Origin of the sequence: Microcoleus sp. LEGE 07076 (genome assembly GCF_015207455.1) — a bacterium.
Taxonomy (GTDB): Bacteria; Cyanobacteriota; Cyanobacteriia; order Cyanobacteriales; family Microcoleaceae; genus Microcoleus.
Genome location: NZ_JADEWV010000379.1, coordinates 1 through 3,172, shown reverse-complemented (window position 1 = coordinate 3,172; position 3,172 = coordinate 1). Strand labels below are relative to the sequence as shown.

At 45.6% G+C, this 3,172-nt stretch carries 1 protein-coding gene and 2 pseudogenes; all 3 read left to right on the top strand.

Annotation, left to right across the window (positions count from 1 at the left end):
- Window positions 1-4 precede the first annotated feature (4 nt).
- Window positions 5-220 (top strand): annotated as a pseudogene (locus IQ270_RS29285) (reverse transcriptase N-terminal domain-containing protein); the annotation flags it as partial.
- A gap of 608 nt (window positions 221-828) precedes the next feature.
- Window positions 829-2,559, top strand: a complete 1,731-nt coding sequence (gene ltrA, locus IQ270_RS29280) for a group II intron reverse transcriptase/maturase (protein ID WP_193976623.1) — start codon at window positions 829-831, stop codon at window positions 2,557-2,559.
- 74 nt (window positions 2,560-2,633) lie between these two features.
- A pseudogene (locus IQ270_RS29275) lies at window positions 2,634-3,172 on the top strand (reverse transcriptase domain-containing protein); the annotation flags it as partial.

The following is a 3,172-nucleotide window of genomic DNA, read 5'->3' as shown; positions in this document are numbered from 1 at the left end:
AGCAATGAATAAGTCTAAAACGCGGGACAACCCGACGGTGGAATGGAATCAAATCAATTGGCGAAAAGCCGAAAGATTGACATTTAAGTTGCAAAAGCGTATCTATCGAGCAAGTGAGCGTGGCGATGTTAAAGCAGTGAGGAAGCTTCAAAAGACCTTGATTAATTCATGGTCTAATAAGGTTTTGGCGGTACGACGGGTTACACAAGACAACACTGGCGTGCGACGTGAAGTCGTACATTAGGCGCATCTGCGCTGAATAACTGGAGAGCCGCCTCTCCCGGAGAACTCTCTCTCTCCGTCCCCACATAAAAGAGTGTCGCACTCCGCCTACAACAGAAGTAAGTAATGAACCTGTTGGAATGCAAGGCATGAAAGCCCCGCAACTGATAGCCTAATTCGGTGAAAGGGCAAGGGGAAGACTGAAAAGGGTTAACGTTATGTGAATCACCGTAGATTCCGTTATGTCTAAAGAGTGAAATCAGGCTGATACACTCTAGCCAAAAGGCAAGTGAGTAGGTTACTGGCAGCGCCTTGTGGCTAGTAACGAGGGAGCGAAACTCTCACCGGAATATAGGTGGAACCCGAATCGGTCGAAGGTTAAATGTACGAAACATGATAAGCCCTATGGATTCTCAAGCCAGGTCGATGGCATGAGTAGGTTGACTGTAAGGAAAACGGAATTATCCAGAGGGTAAGGGATGCTGGAGAAAGCGAATGCTTCTGGTAATGCGGAAGATAGGGGTTCAAGCTTTGCCCCACATTGAAAGATGGCAGACTTCCAGCGGGTCTTCAACGGTAAATCTCACGTAAAGGAATCGAACCAACGTGGAAGATAGAGTCAGCAATGACATCGGAACGAAAGAACCGCTCAAGGAATGGGCATCCATTAATTGGAAGCTCATCAAAAAGCGCGTCAGAAACCTGAGACAGAGAATCTACCGAGCAGCCCAGAACGGTCAGTGTAATAAGGTCAAAAGCCTCATGAAACTGATGCTTCGCAGTTACTCCAACCTGCTATTGTCAGTGCGAAGAGTCACTCAAGAAAACAAAGGGAAACAGACGGCTGGCATTGATGGTCAGACGGCTTTAACTCCAGAGAAAAGAGTGAAATTGGTCAGAGAAATTCAGGAAAATACCTTATGGAAAGTCCGCCCAACTAAAAGGGTATACATACCGAAAGCCAACGGAAAACAAAGACCATTAGGTATCCCGACAATCAAAGACCGAATAGCACAAGCAATTGTCAAGAATGCCCTAGAACCAGTCTGGGAAACCAGATTTGAAGCCCAGTCCTATGGCTTCCGCCCAGGCAGAAGTTGCCATGACGCAATTGAGCAGACATGGATAAGACTAAACGCTCAGGGAAATGACAGATGGATACTGGACGCAGATATAAAAGGGGCATTCGACAATATTAGCCACGAATACCTGCTCAATGCCATAGGAGAAATCCCTGGTAAAGAGCTAATCAAACAGTGGTTAAAAGCAGGATATGTAGAGGCGGAAATATTCCACGATACAGAAAGCGGAACGCCACAGGGAGGGATTATAAGCCCCCTTTTGGCAAATATAGCCCTCGACGGGATGGAAAAACTCCTAAGCCAACATAAAAAGACGAAGGAGTACAAATATACCGACTCAAAAGGTAGAAAAAGAACGGAGAGGGAACACAAACCAAAATATGGGTTTGTTCGTTACGCTGATGACTTCATCATCACCGCAGAAAATCGTGAGAATTTGGAAGCCATTAAACCCATCGTAGAAGAATGGCTAAATCAGAGGGGTTTAAAACTTAATACGGATAAAACCCAAATCACTCATATTAATGAGGGCTTCAATTTCTTAGGGTTCAATGTCCGACATTACAAGGGTAAATGCTTAATTAAACCGCAAAAAGAAAAGGTCAAAGAATTCCTGTCTGGAATTCAACAATGGCTGAATCAACACAAAACGGTAAAAGCAACGGCAGTTATCCAGCACCTTAGCCCAATCATTAGAGGATGGGGGAACTACTACAAGCACAAGGTCAGTAAGGAGACGTTTTCTTACGTAGACTACCGAATATGGCAAATGCTGTGGAAGTGGTCGCTAAGAAGACACCCGAAAAAGGGGAAAGGTTGGATAGCCCAAAAATACTTCAGAACAATCAACGGGACGAAGTGGAACTTTGCCCAACCCTTCTTGAACAGACATGGTAGGGAAACATTAATAACCCTGCCGAAGCTGGCATACATCCCCATAGTACGCCATGTCAAAGTCAAAGACACGGCATCTCCCGACGACCCAACACTCACCAAATACTGGCAAGACCGCCAATCCAAATACGGGAAATCGTACTGGGCAAAAGGCTCAAAACTATATAACGTAGCGGTTAACCAAAATTGGAAATGTCCAGTATGCGGTGAACACTTGTTCAATGGAGAAGAACTGCACACCCATCACAAGATTCGGGTGAAAGACGGAGGCACGGACAAAGCGGAAAACCTTGTCCACCTTCACAAAGCCTGTCACAGGCATGAACATACAGGCAAACGTTCTGAGGTTTTGGAGGCTTGAGCCGGATGATGGGAAACTGTCAAGTCCGGTTCTTAGGGGAGGAGGACGCGGCGACGTGTTCCTCCTTACCCGACAAACGTACAGCAGGTGTGGATGGCATTAAATTGTTAACCCCAAAGCAACGAGTTAAGCTAGTAAGTCAACTCAAAGTAACTGGGAAATCTCAACCGACTCGTCGGGTAATGATACCAAAACCAGGAACCAATGAGTCCAGACCATTAGGAATACCCACAATGTACGACCGCGCCTTGCAAGCAGTTGTGAAAGCAGCACTTGAGCCAGAATGGGAGGCTCTCTTTGAGCCAAACTCATACGGTTTTAGACCAGGTAGGTCATGTTACGATACGATTGGAGCTATCTTTGACAGTATCAGATACAAAGCTAAATATGTGCTAGACGCTGATATTGCCAAATGTTTTGACCGCATTAATCACAAAGCATTACTTGACAAAATCAATACCTATCCAGGACTCCGAACACAAATTAAGTCCTGGCTTAAAAGCGGGGTATTAGACCAAGGTGAAATCTTCCCGACCAAAGAAGGCACACCACAAGGTGGGGTCATTTCTCCACTTTTGGCTAACATAGCCTTACACGGAATGGAAGAACGGGT